The organism is Micromonospora sp. DT178 (genome assembly GCF_049841695.1).
Taxonomy (GTDB): domain Bacteria; phylum Actinomycetota; class Actinomycetes; order Mycobacteriales; family Micromonosporaceae; genus Micromonospora.
In genome coordinates this window covers 1-18019 of record NZ_JBNCKV010000033.1, presented here as the reverse complement: position 1 = coordinate 18019, position 18019 = coordinate 1, and the positions used below count along the sequence as shown (strand labels likewise).

Below are 18019 nucleotides of genomic sequence, written 5' to 3'. Positions count from 1 at the left end.
ATCCGCCCGCACGTCCGAGATCTTGGTAGGTAACGGCCCCCCAAAGGGCGCTTACCTACCAAGATCTCCCGAGCACCAAGCACCCAAGCACCCCGAGCACCGGAGCACCCGAGCAGGCGAGCACTCGGGCAGGCGGGCGTCGATCATGCAGTTGCGGTGCCCCACAGACGGCGCAATTCAGGGCACGACGCCCACCACAACTGCATGATCGACCCAACGAGCGGCGCGCTACCGGCTCAGTGGGACAGGTCGCGGTCGGGTGCCTGCCCGTCCGAGTACGCGCTGCGGTAGATCGTGCCCCGCCCCGTCGGGTCCGGCTGGTAGGGCAGCGGGGCGGGGTCGACGGGCGGGACGGGTTCGACGTCCGCCGCCGCGCCGCGCCGGGCCCGGATGATCCGGGAGACCACGAACCAGCCGGCGGCCGCCACACACGCGACGATGACCACCTTCTGGAGCACGCCGGCGTACCCCTCGACCAGGTGCCAGTTGTCGCCGAGCAGGTAGCCGGCCATCACGAAGGTGGTGTTCCAGATCAGGCTGCCGAGCGTCGTGTAGACCGCGAAGGTCAGCACCGGCATCCGCTCCACGCCGGCCGGGATGGAGATCAGGCTACGGAAGATGGGGATCATCCGGCCGAAGAAAACGGCCTTCACCCCGTGCCGCAGGAACCACTCCTCGGTGCGGTCCACGTCGCTGAGCTTTACCAGCGGCAGCCGCTGCGCGATCGCGCGGATCCGTTCCCGGCCCAGCGCGGCGCCGATCCAGTACAGGGCGAGGGCGCCGATCAGCGAGCCGAGGGTGGTCCAGAAGATCGCGCTGACCACGCTCATCCGGCCCTGACCGGCGACAAAGCCGGCCAGCGGCAGGATCACCTCGCTGGGGATCGGCGGGAAGAGGTTCTCCAGTGCCACGGCCAGACCCGCGCCGGGGCCGCCGAGCCGCTCGACCAGGCCGATGACGAAGCCGACCAGTCCGTCCTCGGGCGGCGCGGCCTCCCCGGTGGTGGAGCCGGAGGCGAGCAGGGCGTGCGCGGTACGAATCATGGCTCACACGCTACGAACCGATCCTGGGAGCCCGCCAATGGGCCGGCCCTTGCGTCCCGCGGACGGTCCACAGCGGCGGGAGGCGGCAGACCACAGGGGCCGTCCGGGTCCGGCGGGCCGCCCGCGCGGCGACCTCGTCGGGCGATCCGACGGTACGCGACGACCTCGCCGCACGACCCACCGGAACACGACAACCCCGCCGCACGACCCACCGACACACGACAGCCCCGCCGCACGGCCCGACGGCACGCGGTGGGTCTCGTCGGGCGGCCCGGCGCCGGCCGCGCCGTCGGCGAGGTGGGTGCGCCCGTCGGGGCGGTCCGGATCGGGGGGGGTCGCACTAGGGTGGCCCCGTGACGACGCGCACCACGATCGCCGACGCGGCCCCGATCCGGGTCGCGGCGCCCCGCACCGGGACCGCGGCACGATGACCGGCCGGCTGGCGCAGCTGTGGCGGTACCCGGTGAAGTCGATGCTGGGTGAGCGGCTGCCCGCCGCCGACGTCGGCCCGGCGGGCGTGGCGGGCGACCGGCGGCTGGCCCTGCGGCACCGGGACACCGGGCGGGTGGCCAGCGCGAAGCATCCCCGGCTCTGGCGCGACCTGCTCACGCTCCGCGCGGCCGGCGCCGCACCCGACCCGGTACGGATCACGCTGCCCGACGGGCGGTCGCTGTCCAGCTTGGACGCCGACGTCGACGGCGTGCTGTCCCGGGTGCTCGATGTCCCGGTGACGCTGGTCGACCGGCCGCCCGCCGGGGCGGTGCTGGACCGGGCCGACCCGGACGCGGTGCTGGCGGCCGGTCTCGCCGCCGAGGTGCCGATCGACGCCAACCCGCTCGGGGCGGCGGCGCCGGGCACCTTCTTCGACTTCGCCCCGGTGCACCTGGTCACGACGGCCACCCTGGCCCGGGTGGCCGCCGAGCTTCCGGGCGGCGCCGTCGAGGCGGTCCGCTACCGGCCCAACCTCGTGCTCGACGTCGACGTGGACGGCTTCGCCGAGAACGACTGGGTCGGCCGCGAGCTGCGGATCGGCCCCGAGCTGGTGCTGCGGGTGATCGCCCCGACCCCGCGGTGCGCGGTGCCGACCCTGGCGCACGGGTCGCTCCCCCGGCAGACCGAGGCGTTGCGCGTCCCGGCCCGCCTCAACCGGGTCGCGCCGCTGCCGCAGCTCGGTCCGCAGCCGTGCGTGGGCACGTACGCGCAGGTGGTGCGAGGCGGTCGGGTGGAACAGGGGTCCGTGGTCGAGGTCGGCTGAGCCGGTTCAGTCGTCCTCGTCGTCGTCCTGCGACGGCGTGGCGACCCGGTCGAGCAGGGCGTCGAGTCGGGCCGCCGTGTCGGGCGGGATCTGCCCCTCCTCGGCCGCCTCGGCGAGGCGCTCACGCAACTGCTCGACCCGCTTGGCCCGGTCCTTCTGCTTGCCTCGGCTCAGGTCCGCGAGCTTGTCCCGTAGCCCCTCGACCGTCTTGCGGTCGATCTCGCCGCGGGCCTGCGCCCAGGCGAGCACCGCGGCGAACTCGGCGACGAACTGCGGCAGGCCGACCGGGTCGGGCCGGGCGGTCACCGGCGGCGGGGCGGAGGTCCTGGTCGGCGCCGGCGTCGGCCTGGCCGAGGTCGGCTTGCCGGCCGGCGTGCCGGTGGCGGGTGCCGCCGCCGGGGGCGGACTTCCGCCGTCGCCGATGACGAGCGCCCCGACGAGCCCGACGAGCAGCGCGACGCCGACGGCGACCAACGCGGTGACGGGCCTGTTGCGCGGGGCCCCCGCGCCGCCGGCCGGGGCGCGACGGCCGGTGCGGGCGACCACGGGATGGCGCCCGCCCGGCGGGGCGGGGTACGGCACTCCCGCGCGGCCGGTGCCGGTGGGGTTCGGGGACGGCGGTGAGCGGTCGATCAGGGTCGGCGGGTGCTCGGCGCTTGCCGACGAAGGGGACGTCGCAGACGATGCGCCGGCGGACGGGGTCGGCAGGACGACCGTGGGCGGGTGCACCGCCCCCGAAGCGAAGCGGGCGGCGAGCTGGGCCGCGCTCGGCCGCCGCGCCGGATCGGTGGCCAGGCAGGCCAGGGTCAGCTCGGCGATGTCGGGCGGCAGCCCCGGGACCCGTGGGGGCGGCACCGGCGGGTGCCCGGCGTGCACCTCCAGCGCGTCCTCCCAGGTCTGCACGGGCAGCGGGGCCCGGCCGGTGAGGGTGCGGTAGAGCAGCGCACCGAGGGCGTAGACGTCGCTGGCCGGGTTCGGCGGCCCGTGCCGCATCCGCTCCGGGGCGAAGTACGCGGGCGTGCCCATCAGCAGCTCGCCGGTCTGCCCCGCCCGGGGGTGGTGCGGCCCGGCGAGCGCGGCGATGCCGAAGTCGAGCACCTTGGCGCCGGTCTCGGTGAGCATGACGTTGCCGGGCTTGACGTCGCGGTGCACCACGCCGATGCGGTGGGCGGCGGCGAGCGCCGCGGCGATCTGGCCGGCCATCCGGACCGCCTCCGGCCAGGGCAGCGGCCCGGCGGCGAGCCGGTCGGCGAGGCTGCGCCCCTCCACCAGCTCCATCACCAGGTACGGCACGACGATGCCACTGTCCAGGGCCGCCTCGCCGTAGTCGTACACCTGGGTGACGTGCGGGTGGGTCAGCCGCGCGGCGGCGCGGGCCTCGCGCTGGATGGTGGCCCGCAGTTGCGGGTCGGTGGCGAACTCCCGGGTGAGGGCCTTGACGGCGACGGGGCGGTGCAGCACCTCGTCGTCGGCGCGCCACACCTCGGACATCCCGCCGAGGCCGATGCGCTCGCGCAGGACGTAACGGTCGTGCAACCGCAGGGTGGGCGAGAACGGCGACATAGCCGTTCAGTCTGCCCTGCCGGCGGGGTCGGCCACCAGCGTGGTGCCCGGTCGCGGGCCGGTCGTCGCGGTTCGGGCGGCGACGACCGGCCCGCACCGACGGTCAGGAGCAGCGCGGCGCGGCGGCGACCGGCGGCGGCTGGATGCGGTCGGCGAGCCGGCGCAGGACGCCGGCGGCGGCCAGCCGGGTGGGGGTGAGTCGCGCGACGCGGGGCCGCTCCGGGCGGACGGGGGCGTCCGGCCGGGCGGAGTTGACGTGTCGGGTCACCGCGTCGACGGCGAGGACGAAGCCGGTGGGCTGTTCCATGGTCAGCTCCCTGGGACGGGTCCGGTGGAGGACCGGACGACGAGTGCGGTGGGTAGCAGGACGTGGCCGGCCGCCGGGTCGGCGGGCGGGTCGAGCAGGAGTCGGGCGGCGATGCGCCCCTTCTCCTCGGCTGGTTGCCGCACGGTGGTGAGGCCGGCGGTGGCGGCCTCGGCGATGTCGTCGAAGCCGGTGACCGACACGGGCGGGCGTCCGGCCTCGACGAGCGCGTCGAGGACGCCGAGGGCGAGCACGTCCGCGCAGGCCAGTACCGCCGTGGGCGGTTCGGGGGCGGCGAGGGCGGCGGCGACGGCCGTGGCGCCCGCCGACCGGCTGTTGTCGGTGGCGGCGAGCACGGTCAGCTCGGACCAGGCGACGCCGACCTCGGCGAAGGCGTCGGCGAACCCGGCCAGCCGCGCCCGGGTCGTCGGGTGGGCGACGTCGGCCACGTCGGCGAGGCGCAGTTCGCCCGGGGCCGCGCCGGGGCGCACGGCGTCGCCGAGCAGGGCGACCCGCCGGTGCCCGAGCCCCGCCACGTGGGCGGCGACGGCCCGGGCGGCGGCCCGCTCGTCGATGCCGACGTAGCGGTCGTCGGGGCCGGCGTCGTCGCGGGGGGCGGTCGTGACGACGGGCAGACCGCGCTCGCGGAGCACGTCGACGACCCAGCCCTCGTCGCCGACGCAGTAGACGCAGAAGCCGTCGACGGCGGCGTTCTCCACCGCCCGCCGCGCGGCGGGCTCGTCGGCCGGCAGCGGCACGAGCAGCAGGCTGGTGCCGTGCCGCTCGGCCGCCTCGGCGACACCGGCCAGGAAGCGGACCGCGAAGGGGTCGGTGAAGGCGTACGACAGCCGCGACTCGAAGAGCACTCCGATGGCGCCCACGTACCCGCGCCGCAGCGACCGGGCGGTGGGGTTGGGGCCGGGGTAGCCGAGCTGCCGTGCGGCGTCCAGGATCCGCTGGCGCAGGGTGGCGGAGAGCTGGTCGGGTCGGCTGTAGGCGTTGGAGACGGTGCTGCGGGACACGCCGACGGCGTCCGCGACGGCTTGCAGGGTCGGCTTCACCGCGCCTCCTCTGTATCGATTCAGACTGGATCGATACAGAGATTAGGCGGAGCGGGCCGCCTCCGTCAACGCCGTACGGTGGGCGCAACGAATCCACCCCGCCCGGTCAGCCGGACGGGGTGGTCGGAGTGGACAGTCAGCCCTTGCGGGCCACCCCGCCGTACATGCTGACCTCGGCCGCCGCCGGGCGGGGCTGCGGCGCGTCCTCGGCACGCCACTCGGCGACCGAGGCGACGCCGGGCTCCATCAGCTCCAGCCCGTCGAAGAACCGGGTGAACTCGGCCCGGGTGCGCAGGTTGATCAGGCCGTGCGGGCTGCCGCCCCGGGCCGCCGCCTTTGCCTCCTGCGCCACATGTGGGGGCAGGTAGTCGTGGGTGGCGTGCGAGGCCGCCAGGTAGCTGCCCGGCGGCAGCGCGTCGAGCAGCCGCGTGACGACGGCGTACGGGTCGTCCTCGTCGCCGACGAAGTGCAGGATCGCGACCAGCATCAGGCCGACCGGCCGGGACAGGTCGATGGTGCGCAGCAGGTCGGGGTGGCGCAGGATCCGCTCCGGGTCGCGCAGGTCGGCGTCGATGTAGGCGGTGGCGCCCTCGGGCGAGCTGGTCAGCAGCGCCCGGGCGTGCGCGAGCACGATCGGGTCGTTGTCGACGTAGACCACCCGCGACTCGGGGGCGATCGCCTGCGCGACCTCGTGGGTGTTGTCGGCGGTCGGGATGCCGGTGCCGATGTCGAGGAACTGGCGGATGCCCGCCTCCCGGGCGAGGTGACGCACGGCCCGCTGGAGGAAACGGCGGTTCTCCAGGGCGGCGGTGCGGATGGTCGGGAAGGACGCCGCCACGATGTCGCCGGAGTCCCGGTCGGCCTGGAAGTTGTCCTTGCCGCCGAGCCAGTAGTTGTACCGGCGCGCGGGGTGGGCCACCGAGGTGTCGATGCGGTCGCTCGGGTGGGCGGGGCCGGTCGTCGTACCCGGGGCATCGGTGGTCAAGGCAGCCTCCACGACTCTGCGCCACCCGCGACCGGGGGCGTCCGTCCACTGTCGCCGGTCGGCGACCATGCTAGCCGCACCGCCACCCGGGCGAGGCCCCGCCGTGGTCACCCCGGGTAGAGGTCGTCCAGGATCGCGCCGAGGATCTCCGGCGTACGCTCCGGCGGCTCGGCCTCCACGCAGAGACGTTCCATCGCCACCGCGTAGTAGTCGAGGTCGTCGCGTTTGTCGAGGTAGAGCGCGCTGGTGAGCTGTTCGATGTAGACGATGTCGGGCAGCTCCCGGTCACCGAAGCGCAGGATGGTGAAGGCCCCGCCCGCGGCGGCGTGCCCACCGGCGGCGAACGGGATGACCTGGAGCCGGATGTTCGGCGACTTGGTGGTCTCGATCAACGCCGCCACCTGCTCACGCATCACCCGTGGGCCGCCGATCGGCCGGCGCAGCGCGGCCTCGTCCACCACCGCCCAGAGCTGCGGCGGGTTCTCGCGGTGCAGCAACCGCTGGCGCTGCATGCGCAACGCGACCCGACGCTCGATCTCCGCCGGGGCGGCCCGGCCGTGCCCGAGCAGCACCACCGCCCGGGCGTACTCCCGGGTCTGGAGCAGGCCGGGAACGAACTGGACCTCGTAGCTGCGGATGAGCGCGGCGGCCGCCTCCAGCCCGAGGTACGACTGGAACCAGTTCGGCAGCACGTCACCGTAGCGGTGCCACCAGCCCGGGCTGTTGGCGTCGCGGGCGAGCTTGAGCAGCGCCTCCCGCTCCTCGGGCGCGGTGACGCCGTAGAGGGTGAGCAGGTCCGCCACGTCGCGTTCCTTGAAGCCGACCCGGCCCAGCTCCATCCGGCTGATCTTCGACTCGGAGGCGCGGATCTCCCAGCCGGCGCCCTCCCGGGTCACGCCGCTGGACTCGCGCAGCCGGCGCAACTGGGCGCCGAGCAACATGCGCAGCACGGTCGGGCCGGTCCCCGGACCGCCCTCGGCGGGACCCATCGTCACAGCCGACCTCCACATGCCGGTTCGTGCCGACCAGGTGCCCTCCCGCGGCCGACGTGTAAGCATGCCATGAACCGTGAGTGAGGTGAACTTCCTCGGTGCGGACAATCCGTCCCGGTCATCGGGACGCGCTCGGCGACGCGCTCGCCGCCGGCAGGCGAGCGTCAGGCGATCAGGTTGTCGAAGTCCCCGTCGCGGGCGCCGAGCACGAAGGCGGCGATCTCGTCCACCGTGTAGATCAACGCCGGCCCCTCCGGGTGCCGGGAGTTGCGCAGTGCGATGCCGGCACCGCCGGGCAGTTCGGCCAGCTCGACGCAGTTGCCGCTGGGATTGCTCCGGCGGCTCTTCTGCCAGGCGAGCGGGGGCAGCTGGGTGGTGGGAACGCCGTTCGGAGGCTGCTGCATGGACGTCTTTCTCTCGCGAGCCCCCCGGCGACGCCGGGCAGCGGTGCCTGGCAAAGGGGGCACGATATCGACGAAGGGCTTCCTGCACGTGCATCTGCTATTGCATCTGCATCGGACAGCGAGCATGATAACGCACGTGAACAGTGCCCATCTGTTCACTGAGAGTCACCTGACCTGGGCTGCCACCAGGAAGGACGGGGCCCGACGCGCGGGCGCGGGCCGCCGCGCGCGGGGGCTCGCGGCATCGTGCTGATGGGAGGTCTCGTGCCGGATCCGTTGACCATCGCGTCCGGCATCTGTGCCGCCGGGGCTCTCGTCACCTCCTGGCAGCTGCGCCGCCGCGCGATCCAGGCCGAGGTCGAGATCAGGCACCTCCAGGCCGAGCTCGCCGCCGAGCGGCACGCCGCCAGCCACGACGCCCTGACCGGCCTGCCCAACCGCCGCGCGTTCTACCGCCTGGCCGCCACGCTGCTCACCGACGCGGCCGGGCAGCCGCTGATCGCCGTGGTGCTCGATCTCGACGACTTCAAGCAGATCAACGACCGCTACGGTCACGCCGCCGGCGACCAGGTGCTGGTCAGCGTCGCCCAACGGCTCGCCGCCTTCGCCGGGGACAACCTGGTCGCCCGGCTCGGCGGCGACGAGTTCGCCGGGCTGCTGGCCAGCCCGACGATCGACCGGCGGTGGATCGAGCACGCCACCCGGCGGCTCTGTGACAGCCTCGCCGCGCCGATCCCGCTGGGCGGGCTCAGCGTCCGGGTGACCGCCTCCGTCGGGCTCGCCCCCGTCACCGGGCCGGGGCAGCTCACCGAGGCGCTCGACCGCGCCGACGCCGCGATGTACCGGGCCAAGAGCCTCGGTGTGGCCCGCCCGCCCCGGCAACTCGTCGACACCGCCCACCTGGCGGAGTGCTGAGCGCGCAATCCACGCCACCGGACCGCCGGTCGGGACACGAGGCGTTTCGACGTGTCTCGCGCCGGTTGCCGGGTATGCCGGCGGGGTCAGCGCCGCACCGGCCGAGGGAGAAACCACCGTGGCGAGCATCCGGGCCCTGGTCCTGAACTGCACCCTCAAGCGCTCCCCCGCCCCGTCGAGCGCCGAGGTGCTCGGGCGCGAGGTGCTCGACGCTCTCGCCGAGCAGGGCGTGGCGGGCGACCTGATCCGGGTCGTCGACCACGACGTGCGCTTCGGCGTCTCCACCGACGAGGGCGACGGCGACGGCTGGCCGGTCATCCGGTCCCGGCTGATGGCCGCGCAGATCCTCGTCATCGCCACGCCGATCTGGCTCGGTCAGCCGTCCGCCGTGTGCAAGATGGTCCTCGAACGGCTCGACGCCGAGCTCTCCGAGACCGACGCCGAGGGCCGGTTGCTCACCTACGGCAAGGTGGGCGGGGTCGCGGTCGTCGGCAACGAGGACGGCGCGCACCACACCATCGGCGAGGTCCAGCAGGCCCTCAACGAGGTCGGTTTCACCTGCCCCGCGGCGGGCGCCACCTACTGGGTCGGCGAGGCGCTGCACAAGGTGGACTACATCGACGCCCGGCCCAAGCCCGACACCACGGGACGCACCACGAAGGCGCTGGCGCTCAACAGCGCGCACCTGGCCCGGCTGCTGGCCGAGCAGCCGTACCCGCCGCCGGACGCCCACGGCGCCGGGATCGGGCCGAGCCGCGAGCCGGCCTGACGGTCAGCGCCAGCCGTAGCCGGCGCGCAGGGCCCGCCCGACCCGGTCGAAACGGGCCCGGTCCAACACCGCGCCCTCCCGGCGGATGCCGTCCTCGCGCATGGTCAGCACCCGGTCCAGCCGCACCCAGCTCGGCCGGTTGTCCCGGTCCCACTCGCCCGGGCCGAGCGCGAGCCAGTGCCGCTGCCCGTCGCGCTCGGCCTGGCTGGACAGCATCAGCCCGAACAGCGTCCGGCTGTGCCGGCCCACCACCAGCACGGGGCGGTCCTTGCCCTGGCGCGGGTCGTCCTCGTACGGCACCCAGGTCCAGACGATCTCGCCCGGATCGGCGTGCCCGTCGAGCTCCGGGGCGTACGCCAGTTGCCGGCGCTGCAACGCGGCGACCTGGCGGGGGCGGGCGACCTGCGCCGGGCCCGGCCGGGGCCGACGCGGCGACGGGATCACCCCGCCGATACGGGCCGCCACACTCCTGAGAAGACCTGCCACGACCGGCAGCCTATCCCCCGTCGGGGCCGCCGGCCCGGGCGGGACAATCCGGTGGACCTGGCCCGGACGATCGGTCAGGATCGGCGCCATGCCGGTCCCCGCCCACCAGGTTCGCGCCCACTTCACCGCCGACACCGTGACCGTGTACCAGGCGTACCCGCCGGAGATCGCCCGCCCGGCGCTGGCCGCCGGCCGCTTCGTCCCGCCCTTCAAGCGGGAACGGATGACGTGGATCAAGCCGTCGTTCCGGTGGATGATGTACCGCTGCGGCTGGGGCGCGAAGCCCGGGCAGGAGCGGGTGCTGGCCGTCGAGATCACCCGCGCCGGCTTCGAGTGGGCGCTGGTCAACTCGTGCCTGAGCGGCTTCGACCGCGACCGCCACGCGGACCGGGAGGACTGGTCGCGACGGCTGCGGGCCAGCCCCGTGCGGGTGCAGTGGGACCCGGAACGGTCGCTGCGCCTGGCCCCGCTGCCGCACCGGTCCCTACAGGTGGGGCTCTCCGGCGAGGCGGTGCGCCGGTACGTCGACGAGTGGCTGGTCGGTCTCACCGACGTGACCCCGACCGCCCACGCGGTGCGCGCGGCGCTCGACGCCGGCGACGACACCGCCGCCGGGGCGCTGCTGCCCCCGGAGCGCCCGTACCCGCTGCCGCCCGACGTGGCCGCCGTGATCGGCGCGTCCGCGCCGTGACCGGACCCCGTGCCCGCGGCGGGCGCCGGTCCGCCTCCACCCGCCGCGCGCCACGGCTCCAGCCGGTGCTCGAGGTGGGTCGCCTCGACGACTTCCCGCTCTGGCCGGTGGCCGACGTCGGGCCGTGGCTGGCGCTCTCCGAGGCCCTGACCGCCGCCGAGGTGGGTGCCGCCGTGGCCCGGATCGCGGCGTACAACCACCTCGACGACCGCACGGTGTGGCCCGGGGACGACGATCCGCTGACGGCCGTGCTGCCGCTGGTGGCGGCCGGCCCGGAGCCCGGTTCCCTGCTGGTGCCCGGCGGCCTGCGCCTCACCGATCCGGCGACGGGGGCGCGGGTCGACCCGGGCTGCTGCAGTGACCTCAACGACTGGCGCGAGTGGTACGAGATCCCGGTGGGCCGCTCACCGAACCTGGGCCACGACCCCGACCCCTGGGTGGAGCGGCGCCCCGACGGCACGGTCCGGGTGTGGGCGGACGAGGAGGGCAGTTCCTGGGTGGACGCCCACGTCGACGAGCTGACGGGGCTCGTCGACGGCGTCCGGACGGACCTGGCCGGCTTCCTGCGGGCGCTGCGGAGCTGGGCCGACGACGTCGTTCCCGCAGGCGCGGACGAGCTGGTCGCGAACCTGGACCGGCACCTGCGGGTGTCGGAACCGGACGCCCCGGCGAGGCCGTGAGCCGACCGGCGGCGCGGGGCGGTCGGGCGGCCGCCGTACCCCCTGGCACGTGCTTGACTGGGGTGTCGGTACCGGCACGGACGGGGGCGGTGACGGATGGTCTTCGAGACACGGGCGCGGAACCTGGCCGCGCCGCCGACGGCGGTCGGCCCGGGCGCCCGCCCCCGGCGGCGGGTCGCGGGCGCCGCGGCCGCCCTGCTCCTGCTGGCCGGCGCGACCGGTTGCACCGGCAGCGGGCGTTCGCAGCCACCGCCGGCCGACGCCGCGTCCGCCACCGCCGCCACGGGCCCGTCCCCCACGCCGACCGCGCCGGCCGTCGAGGTCCGCGACGACCTGGCGGGCCTGTTCCGGCAGGCCGGCCTCCGGGGCACCTTCGTGATGTACGACGTGACGGCCGGACGCGTCGTCATGGTCGACCGGGAGCGGGCCGAGCGGCGCTTCGTCCCCGCCTCGACGTTCAAGGTCGCGCACAGCCTGATCGCGTTGGAGACCGGCGTGGTGCGCGACGAGCGGGAGAAGATCCCGTACGGCGGCGGGCCGCAGCGCGTCGCCGCCTGGGAGCGGGACATGGGGCTGCGCGACGCGGTCCGGGTCTCCAACGTGCCGGTGTTCCAGGAGCTGGCCCGCCGCATCGGGCCGGACCGGGAGCGGGAGTGGCTGCACCGGCTCGGCTACGGCAACGGCGAGGTCGGGCCGGCCGTGGACCGGTTCTGGTTGACCGGGCCGCTGGAGATCTCGGCCGACGAGCAGGCGCGGTGGCTGGCCCGGCTGGCCCGGGGCGAGCTGCCGGCCGACCGGGGGCACCAGGCCACCGTCCGGGACATCCTGCGCCTAGAGCGCACCGCCGGGTACGCCCTGTACGGCAAGACCGGCTGGACGGACGCCACCGACCCGGGCACGGGATGGTGGGTCGGCTGGGTCGAGCGCGGTGACCGGCTGTACTGCTTCGCGCTGAACGTGGACGTCCGCGCGGACCGCGACGCCGACAAGCGCCTGCCGCTGGGCCGGCAGCTGCTGCACCGCCTCGGCGCACTGCCCGCCCCCTGACCGCCGCGCGCCGTCGGGACGGCCAGGGGCTCCCGGCGGGGCGTCGCACAGGTCGCCGGCGCGGCGGAAAGTCGGTTGCCGCGGGCGGCCGGCTCCGCAATGGTGTCGTCCATGACGTTCTGACGGGCAGCATCCCCATCGCCGAGGCGCGCGGCACCGACCGGTGTCGTGGTGCCGTCCGTCCATTCCCGTTTCCGCGAAAAGCGAGCGTCCTTGTCTCAGCACCAGTCCCTGCCGCCGTCCACCCCGGCCACCGTCACCGTCTTCGCCTCGCCCACGAGCTGGATCGAGTCCGAGGCCCTGACGCAGTGCCGGCAGGTGGCCACCCTCCCCGGCATGATCCATGTCGCCGCCATGCCGGACCTGCACCCGGGCAAGGGTGCCCCCATCGGCGCCGCCATGGCGTCGACCGTGCTGTACCCCTTCCTGGTGGGCTCCGACATCGGCTGCGGCATCGCCGTGTTCCCCATCAGGCTCAAGCGTGCCGTGCCGGAGCGGCTCGCCGCCCGGTTCCCCGACCTCGACTGCCCGCTCGACCCCGAGCGGGACGCCGACGACCCCGCCTGGGCCGTCGTGGCGGGCGACATCCCCGCCGGCCACGTCGACGGGCTCGGGACGGTCGGTCGGGGCAACCACTTCGTCGAGCTGGCGCGCGTCGACACGGTCTTCGAGCCGGGTCACACGAGTCGTCTCGGGCTCGACGCCGGCGATCTCGTGCTCGTCGTCCACACCGGCTCCCGGGGTCTGGGCGAGCGCATCCTGCGGGCGCACACCGAGGTCCACGGCGCGGGCGCCGCCCCTGATCCCGCCGCCTATCTGGCGGCGCACGACGACGCCGTACGGTGGGGCTCGCTCAACCGGCGGCTGCTGGCCGCCCGGGTCGCCCACGCCCTGGGGGCCGAGCCCACCGAGCCCGTCGTCGACCAGTGCCACAACCTGGTGGAGGTCCACGACGGGGTCTACCTGCACCGCAAGGGCGCGGCGCCGGGCGACGGCCGCGACGTGCTCGTCGCCGGCACCCGGGGCACCGCCTCCTACCTCGTGGCCGCCCACGCCGGTCCGGACGCCAACCACTCGGTGGCGCACGGCGCGGGCCGCAAGATGTCCCGCGCCGACGCCCTGCGGCGCAGCCGGGCCAAGCACACCGTCGAGGAACTGCGGCGCACCCCGGTGGGGTCGCTGGTGGTGTGCGGCGACCGCCAACTGCTCTTCGAGGAGGCGCCGACGGCCTACAAGCGCATCGAGCGCGTGATCGCGGATCTCGTCGACCACGACCTGGCCACCCCCGTGGCCACCACGGTCCCCCTGGTCACCTACAAGACGCCCGACGCCGGATCCACCACCCGACCCGACCGTCGCGACGACCGCCGCAGGCGGGGTCGGGCATGAGCCTGCACCTGCTCATGTCCGCCGGGCGTGGCCCGCAGGAGTGCGCCTGGGCGCTGGCCCGGCTGCTGCACCGGCTGGAAGCCGAGGCCGCCAGGCAGGGCCTGACGACCCACCGGGTCCGGACCGTGCCCGGCGAGCGGCCCGACACCTACCGGTCGGCCCTGATCCGGATCACCGGCGGCGGCGCCGAGGCGTTCGCCGCCGCGTGGACCGGCACCCTGTGCTGGCAGGCCCCCAGCCCCTACCGGGCGAGCACCGGCCGGAAGAACTGGTACGTCGTCGCCCGACCGTGCCAGCTCGACAGCCCGACCACTGCGTTCGCGGAGGCGGACGTCGACATCGTGGCCTGCCGCACCGGCGGCCCCGGCGGCCAGCACCGGAACAAGGCCAGCACGGCGGTACGGGCGACCCACCGCCCGTCGGGCATCGTCGTCGTGGTCGACACCGAACGGCAGTTCAGCCTCAACCGCCGCCTCGCCATCCAGTTGCTGCGGCAGCGGATCGCACACGACGACGAGGCCGCTGAGCGCGCCGTCGTCACCGCCCGATGGCGCATCCACGACGAACTCGTCCGCGGCGACCCCACCCGCGTCGAACGGCCGGAACCGCCGGGGCAGGAGGCGGGCCCACCTCGGCGGACGCGCCGAGGCCGGGGGCGCTCCCCCCGCCGCCGGGACGCGTCAGCCTCGTGACCGGCGGGAGCCGGACGCCGCCGGCACCGTCACCCGCACCCGCTCCTCCTCCGGGCGGCTGCCGATGTCGTCGAGCTGCTCGCAGATGGTCCTCCGCAGCTCGTCGTAGTCGCGGAAGTGGTAGTCGTTGAACAGCGTGTAGCCGGTCCACATCAGGTTGGCGCAGACCCGCGCCGGCACCCGGCCGGTCGCCGCGCCCATGCCGACCAGCGCCACCGACGCGATGCTGCCCGGCTCCTGCTCGTTCTGCGCGTGGATGGCCTGGAACGCGGCGGCGCACGCCAGCGCCACGTTCAGCGTCTCGCTCACGTCCTGCGCCGACTGCTCCATGGTCGGCGTCGAGATCAGGAACCTGGGGTTGATGGCCCCCGACGGCACGCAGACGGCGCTGCCCACCGGCATCGCTCCGCCGAACCGGTCGCGGATCGCCCGCTGGACGCGCAACTGGATCCCCGCCCCGAGGTGCCGCTTGACGACCGCGTCGACGCCGCCGTCCATCCGCCCCCGGGAGTTGGTCGGGCTGACCCAGGCGTCGGCCTGCCGGGTGAGGATCGACCCCCGGTGGATCTCGACCTCGGGGGTGTCGGCGAACGCCGCGCGCCACGCCTGCACCACCTTCGCGTTGACGTCTGTCAGCACCACCCTGAGCAGCGGCTTCTCGCGGTCGACGGTCATGGCTCACTCCGGTGGGGAAGGGGTTCTCTCCGACGTGGAGCACGCTATCGCCGCCCACCGACAACCTTTCGCGTCGCGCCACGCACGGCGCCCGGCCCCGGGACTGCGGGCGCCGGGGCGGGTCGTCGCCGGCGCCGTAACTGTCGCCCGCAGCCGGCAGAATGCCCCCACCTCGATCACCCGTGCCGTCGGACCGGCACGGCCCGCCACTCCGGGAGCCCGCGATGAGCGACACCACCGCCCCCACCCCGCCCGACCCGAACGACCCGCTGGCCCTCGCCGACCTGTTCACCGGCGGCGGCGAGCCGTGGCTGCCGCTGGTCAAGCCGGTCATCGAGGCGCAGCCGGACGCCGCCACGTTCATCGGCCCGGGCCGCAGCCCGATGGTCGTGCCCGTGCGGGAACTGACCTTCCAGGCGCTCAAGCCCAACCCGCCGCACAAGTGGAAGGTCGTCGTCTTCGGGCAGAACCCGTACCCGCGCAGCGAGAGCGCCACCGGCATCGCCATGTTCGACAACACCTTCCACAACTGGGACGACAGCCAGTTCGGCAGGGTCGTCACCATCCGCTGCATCATCAAGGCGGCGGCGATGTGGAAGCACGGCATCGCCAAGAAGACGCCGATCGCCGACATCCGTGCCCTGTTGCGGGAGCACGACACGGTGCAGCCGCCGGAGTGGTTCCAGGCGATGCTCACCCAGGGCGTGCTGCTGTTGAACGCGGCGCTCACCGCCAGCGGCGACGGGGCGCTGGCCACCGACCGGCACACCGCGTTCTGGCGGCCGGTCGTCGAGGCCCTGGTCGAGGAGATCCTGAAGGCCAAGCAGCACGCCGACGAGGAGGACCGGGGCGTGGTGTTCGCGTGGTGGGGTGCGCACGCGCGCAGCCTCAAGCGGGTGGTGCAGCGGCTCGAGAAGAAGTACCCGGACGTCGAGGTCCGCCACATCGACCACCCCAACCCGGCGGCGCAGGGCGACATCTTCTGCGACGGGAACCACTTCGCCGACGTCAACAAGGCGCTCAGGACGCTGGGCGCCGACGAGATCGACTGGCTGCCCCGCAGGGGATGGAGCCGGTCTACGGCGCACGGGGGCGGCACCGACGCGGACACGGCCGAGCGCATGGGGGCGTTCATCGCCTCCACGATGGAGCTGCACAAGCTCTACCTCGAACGGCTCGCCAGTGTCAAGGACGAGGGACTGGCCCTTCCCGCGATCACCGGCGTGTCCGACACCCCGCTGATGGACTTCCGTGCGGCCGTCGCCCCGGTGGCCGCGCTGCTGCCCGGGCTCGACTGGCACGTCGAGCAGTCACACCGGTTCGGCGAGAAGCAGGTGGACGGCGCGGCCGACGGCCTCTCCGCCGACGAGGTCGCGGCCCTCTACCTCTACACCTGCGAGTCGGCGTTCTACCGGCAGATCAACGCCACGCTGCGCAACCCGGACCGCAGCCGGATCGTCCCGTACCTGCCGTACCTGCGGCTGTTGTTCTCGGCCGTGTCACGGCTCCCGGCCCGCACGGAGCCGCTGTGGCGCGGGGTGTCGCTGGACCTGCGGGCGCAGTACCCGCTCGGGCAGACCGTGACGTGGTGGGGCGTCTCGTCGTGCACGTCGAAGCTCGGCGTGGCCCAGGCGTTTCTCGGCGGTCGCGGCAAGCGGACGCTCTTCGAGGTGCTGCCCGTAAGGGCCGTGGGCATCCGGCGGTTCTCGGCCTTCACGGGCGAGGAGGAGGTCATCCTGGCGCCCGGCACGCAGCTCAGGGTGACCGACGTGAAGGTGGAACGCAACGGCCTGTGCACCGTCCGGCTGACGGAACTGGCCGAGGAGCGCATGGTGGCGTGAGCGGCCGGCGGCAGGCGGCAGGCAGGACCGTCCGGAGCGGGCGGTGGCATAGCAGCGCCGGCTCCACGCCCGCTCCGGGCGCCCGCGTGACCGCCCACGCGCCCGCGTGTGACCGCGTCCGCGCGTCACCGTCCCGCGCGGGTGGCCGGGACCGCGCCGGACCCGTGCCCTAGGCCGTGTTTCGTCGTACGCCGACTTGTCGCGCGGTTCCAGCTTGTCGATCAGCTGCAACGTCCCCGACGGCAGCTTGACCGGTCTCACCTCCACCGTTCCGCCTGGTGGCCTGCGCCTCGGCGCCTGCCGCGAACCGGCCTTTTGATGTTTGTCGGCCCCTTCAGGCACCATGCCCGGCCATGGATGTACGACAGGAGTTTCGGGGCGCAGCCCGGGAAAAGGGCGTGCCGGTGCACGAGATCGAGCGCTGGGTGCGGCTAGCCCGACCACAGACGGAGCTGGTTCCGGAGGGCGACGGCCTGCCTGTGGCCGGCCGGTTCGGCGGTCTCGCGGCGTTGCCGGAGGGCGAGGAGTGGCCTCCCGGGCAGTGTCTCGTATTGACGCTCGACCTTGCCGCCATCCCCTCGCACGGGCACGACCTTGACCTGCCGGCCGACGGGTCGCTGCTGTTCTTCGTCGAGCCGGACTTCACCCCCAACGACTGCCGGATCGTTCATGTGCCGGCCGGCACTCCGGTAACCGAGCACCCGAACCCCGGGGTGCCAGTCTTCGGTCCGATTCTGCTGCACGCTCGTGCCGGCTGGAGCCTTCCGGAGAACGAGCACGAGGTGCCGTTCGACCTTCGCTTGGACGACGATCTCGAGGATGTGATCGGAGAGGTGATGTGGGACCTCGAGGACAACAATTACGAGTTTTCTCTCGGCGGTTACGGCGGCGCCAGCACCGGCGGCGCGGACAACCCCATCCTCAACGCAAACGAGCACACCGTGCTAGCCACCGTCTGGCTGGACGAGGGGCGGGTGGGTGACGCGTTCGGCGAGACGCTGATTGTAGTCAACTTCATGATCAAGCATGCGGATCTGGCCGAGCGCGCCTTCGACCGGATCTGGCTGATGGCTGACTTCAACGGCTGACGCGGTCAGGACTCCGGCGTGGTCCCCGGCTACTAGGCTAGGCCGTGTTACGAAACACGGCCTAGCTTGATCTTTAACCTGCTGGGCGGTGGCATCGACCCCGGCTGATCATGGGGACAGCCCTTGATCGATCATTCCT

At 74.2% G+C, this 18019-nt stretch carries 19 protein-coding genes; 10 read left to right on the top strand and 9 right to left on the bottom strand.

Annotated features, from left to right (window positions below; all coding sequences use genetic code 11):
• Positions 1 to 236 precede the first annotated feature (236 nt).
• On the bottom strand, positions 237 to 1043 hold the full coding sequence (locus ACLQ22_RS31755) for a DedA family protein (RefSeq protein ID WP_425695559.1): 807 nt from the start codon (positions 1041 to 1043) through the stop codon (positions 237 to 239).
• 427 nt (positions 1044 to 1470) lie between these two features.
• Here ACLQ22_RS31755 and ACLQ22_RS31750 point away from each other — a divergent pair, with 427 nt between their 5' ends.
• Positions 1471 to 2298 carry an MOSC domain-containing protein gene (locus ACLQ22_RS31750; RefSeq protein WP_425695558.1) on the top strand — a complete coding sequence of 276 codons (828 nt, stop codon included), beginning with the start codon at positions 1471 to 1473 and terminating at the stop codon, positions 2296 to 2298.
• A gap of 6 nt (positions 2299 to 2304) precedes the next feature.
• On the opposite strand, the gene ACLQ22_RS31745 is transcribed toward ACLQ22_RS31750, so the two are convergent.
• The 6 genes from ACLQ22_RS31745 to ACLQ22_RS31720 form a co-directional block, all read right to left on the bottom strand.
• Positions 2305 to 3861, bottom strand: coding sequence for a serine/threonine-protein kinase (locus ACLQ22_RS31745; protein WP_425695557.1), 1557 nt, complete (start codon positions 3859 to 3861; stop codon positions 2305 to 2307).
• 103 nt (positions 3862 to 3964) lie between these two features.
• Positions 3965 to 4168, bottom strand: coding sequence for a hypothetical protein (locus ACLQ22_RS31740; protein ID WP_425695556.1), 204 nt, complete (start codon positions 4166 to 4168; stop codon positions 3965 to 3967).
• Positions 4169 to 4170: 2 nt separating this feature from the next.
• Positions 4171 to 5226: a LacI family DNA-binding transcriptional regulator gene (locus ACLQ22_RS31735; protein ID WP_425695555.1), complete on the bottom strand. Its 1056-nt coding sequence runs from the start codon at positions 5224 to 5226 to the stop codon at positions 4171 to 4173.
• Positions 5227 to 5362: 136 nt separating this feature from the next.
• Positions 5363 to 6211, bottom strand: a complete 849-nt coding sequence (locus tag ACLQ22_RS31730) for an SAM-dependent methyltransferase (protein ID WP_425695554.1) — start codon at positions 6209 to 6211, stop codon at positions 5363 to 5365.
• Positions 6212 to 6318: 107 nt separating this feature from the next.
• The gene (locus ACLQ22_RS31725) at positions 6319 to 7200 is read right to left on the bottom strand and encodes a helix-turn-helix domain-containing protein (RefSeq protein ID WP_425695560.1); all 882 of its coding nucleotides are present in this window, start codon (positions 7198 to 7200) and stop codon (positions 6319 to 6321) included.
• Between the two features lie 167 nt (positions 7201 to 7367).
• Positions 7368 to 7607 (bottom strand): DUF397 domain-containing protein, encoded by a 240-nt coding sequence (locus tag ACLQ22_RS31720; RefSeq protein ID WP_132240226.1) that lies wholly within the window; start codon positions 7605 to 7607, stop codon positions 7368 to 7370.
• 264 nt (positions 7608 to 7871) lie between these two features.
• On the opposite strand from ACLQ22_RS31720, the gene ACLQ22_RS31715 reads away from it, so the two are divergent.
• Positions 7872 to 8522: a GGDEF domain-containing protein gene (locus ACLQ22_RS31715; RefSeq protein WP_425695553.1), complete on the top strand. Its 651-nt coding sequence runs from the start codon at positions 7872 to 7874 to the stop codon at positions 8520 to 8522.
• Positions 8523 to 8640: 118 nt separating this feature from the next.
• Entirely contained in the window at positions 8641 to 9291 is a 651-nt protein-coding gene (locus ACLQ22_RS31710) for a flavodoxin family protein (RefSeq protein ID WP_425695552.1), read from the top strand.
• Positions 9292 to 9294: 3 nt separating this feature from the next.
• Here the strand turns inward: ACLQ22_RS31710 and ACLQ22_RS31705 are convergent, their stop codons facing one another.
• Positions 9295 to 9777, bottom strand: a complete 483-nt coding sequence (locus ACLQ22_RS31705; protein WP_121397861.1) for a type II toxin-antitoxin system PemK/MazF family toxin — start codon at positions 9775 to 9777, stop codon at positions 9295 to 9297.
• An 88-nt stretch (positions 9778 to 9865) separates the two neighbouring features.
• Between ACLQ22_RS31705 and ACLQ22_RS31700 the strand changes: the two genes are divergently transcribed.
• The 5 genes from ACLQ22_RS31700 to prfH all read left to right on the top strand — a co-directional run bounded on the left by ACLQ22_RS31700 (position 9866) and on the right by prfH (position 14276).
• Positions 9866 to 10468, top strand: a complete 603-nt coding sequence (locus tag ACLQ22_RS31700) for a DUF4291 domain-containing protein (protein WP_425695551.1) — start codon at positions 9866 to 9868, stop codon at positions 10466 to 10468.
• On the top strand, positions 10465 to 11148 hold the full coding sequence (locus tag ACLQ22_RS31695) for a hypothetical protein (RefSeq protein ID WP_425695550.1): 684 nt from the start codon (positions 10465 to 10467) through the stop codon (positions 11146 to 11148). The genes ACLQ22_RS31700 and ACLQ22_RS31695 overlap by 4 nt, the downstream gene beginning before the upstream one ends.
• Positions 11149 to 11244: 96 nt before the next feature.
• A complete protein-coding gene (gene blaOXA / locus ACLQ22_RS31690) occupies positions 11245 to 12195 on the top strand; it encodes a class D beta-lactamase (RefSeq protein WP_425695549.1) in 951 nt (316 codons plus the stop codon).
• 213 nt (positions 12196 to 12408) lie between these two features.
• Complete coding sequence (locus ACLQ22_RS31685; protein WP_425695548.1) at positions 12409 to 13584, top strand: RNA ligase RtcB family protein; 1176 nt, start codon at positions 12409 to 12411, stop codon at positions 13582 to 13584.
• Positions 13581 to 14276: a peptide chain release factor H gene (gene prfH / locus ACLQ22_RS31680; protein ID WP_425695547.1), complete on the top strand. Its 696-nt coding sequence runs from the start codon at positions 13581 to 13583 to the stop codon at positions 14274 to 14276. The genes ACLQ22_RS31685 and prfH overlap by 4 nt, the downstream gene beginning before the upstream one ends.
• Here prfH and ACLQ22_RS31675 read toward each other — a convergent pair.
• A complete protein-coding gene (locus tag ACLQ22_RS31675) occupies positions 14265 to 14951 on the bottom strand; it encodes a macro domain-containing protein (protein WP_425695546.1) in 687 nt (228 codons plus the stop codon). The two genes, prfH and ACLQ22_RS31675, sit on opposite strands and share 12 nt — an antisense overlap.
• 224 nt (positions 14952 to 15175) lie before the next feature.
• Here ACLQ22_RS31675 and ACLQ22_RS31670 point away from each other — a divergent pair, with 224 nt between their 5' ends.
• Positions 15176 to 16792, top strand: coding sequence for an ADP-ribosyltransferase domain-containing protein (locus ACLQ22_RS31670; RefSeq protein WP_425695545.1), 1617 nt, complete (start codon positions 15176 to 15178; stop codon positions 16790 to 16792).
• Between the two features lie 353 nt (positions 16793 to 17145).
• On the top strand, positions 17146 to 17880 hold the full coding sequence (locus tag ACLQ22_RS31665) for a DUF1963 domain-containing protein (RefSeq protein ID WP_425695544.1): 735 nt from the start codon (positions 17146 to 17148) through the stop codon (positions 17878 to 17880).
• Positions 17881 to 18019: the final 139 nt, after the last annotated feature.

What these genes read in the sequence shown, in the direction of transcription:
- ACLQ22_RS31755 (WP_425695559.1), bottom strand. Translation starts at nt 1,043, where the DNA reads ATGATTCGTACCGCGCACGCCCTGCTCGCCTCCGGCTCCACCACCGGG.
- ACLQ22_RS31750 (WP_425695558.1), top strand. Translation starts at nt 1,471, where the DNA reads ATGACCGGCCGGCTGGCGCAGCTGTGGCGGTACCCGGTGAAGTCGATG.
- ACLQ22_RS31745 (WP_425695557.1), bottom strand. Translation starts at nt 3,861, where the DNA reads ATGTCGCCGTTCTCGCCCACCCTGCGGTTGCACGACCGTTACGTCCTG.
- ACLQ22_RS31740 (WP_425695556.1), bottom strand. Translation starts at nt 4,168, where the DNA reads ATGGAACAGCCCACCGGCTTCGTCCTCGCCGTCGACGCGGTGACCCGA.
- ACLQ22_RS31725 (WP_425695560.1), bottom strand. Translation starts at nt 7,200, where the DNA reads ATGGGTCCCGCCGAGGGCGGTCCGGGGACCGGCCCGACCGTGCTGCGC.
- ACLQ22_RS31720 (WP_132240226.1), bottom strand. Translation starts at nt 7,607, where the DNA reads ATGCAGCAGCCTCCGAACGGCGTTCCCACCACCCAGCTGCCCCCGCTC.
- ACLQ22_RS31700 (WP_425695551.1), top strand. Translation starts at nt 9,866, where the DNA reads ATGCCGGTCCCCGCCCACCAGGTTCGCGCCCACTTCACCGCCGACACC.
- blaOXA (WP_425695549.1), top strand. Translation starts at nt 11,245, where the DNA reads ATGGTCTTCGAGACACGGGCGCGGAACCTGGCCGCGCCGCCGACGGCG.
- prfH (WP_425695547.1), top strand. Translation starts at nt 13,581, where the DNA reads ATGAGCCTGCACCTGCTCATGTCCGCCGGGCGTGGCCCGCAGGAGTGC.
- ACLQ22_RS31675 (WP_425695546.1), bottom strand. Translation starts at nt 14,951, where the DNA reads ATGACCGTCGACCGCGAGAAGCCGCTGCTCAGGGTGGTGCTGACAGAC.
- ACLQ22_RS31670 (WP_425695545.1), top strand. Translation starts at nt 15,176, where the DNA reads ATGAGCGACACCACCGCCCCCACCCCGCCCGACCCGAACGACCCGCTG.
- ACLQ22_RS31665 (WP_425695544.1), top strand. Translation starts at nt 17,146, where the DNA reads ATGGATGTACGACAGGAGTTTCGGGGCGCAGCCCGGGAAAAGGGCGTG.